Below are 540 nucleotides of genomic sequence, written 5' to 3' on the forward strand. Positions count from 1 at the left end.
AGAAATCATTACGAGAAAGCAATCGTGCTTGTTTTAAAATGTCTAATGCTTCAGTTGATAAAGGCACGCGAAATTCTGTTGTAGCATCCCGTCTTCCTTTCATATTTTCAGCAGGGATTGTCCAGATATCCCCATCAACTTGATCTTTATGGATATAACGTAAAGGACGTGTACGAACGCCTGTCAAAATAAGCAAACGTAATGCCAGATATGTTATGGTTGTTGTTTTACAAAGCGTCTGATAAAAGCCGGCACTTCTCTCCAATCCATAGCTGGTCTATTCGTGATCTTATAGCGTTGTTTGCCTAATAAAGCTTGTGCTTTTTCTGTTGCTTGTAAATCAACATCTAAACCCAAGGCAGCAGCATGTTTAAGACAAAGATTAAGACGCATCAATGCTGTTCGAGCAGTTCTAGCTTTTGTATGCCAAATAGGGGCAAGAATATTGCGTATCTCTGTTTGTGTAATCTCTGAAATGGGTAGACAGCCTAATTTAGGGAGAATATGAAGGCGTAAAGGTGTAAACCATTTACCATTTTT

1 pseudogene is annotated in these 540 nt (G+C 38.9%); it reads right to left on the reverse strand.

The window, feature by feature from the left end:
- A pseudogene (locus ACFIMA_RS09975) lies at window positions 1-540 on the reverse strand (tyrosine-type recombinase/integrase); the annotation flags it as partial.

It is taken from the genome of Bartonella sp. AP88HLJMH (assembly GCF_042195605.1).
Lineage (GTDB): Bacteria > Pseudomonadota > Alphaproteobacteria > Rhizobiales > Rhizobiaceae > Bartonella.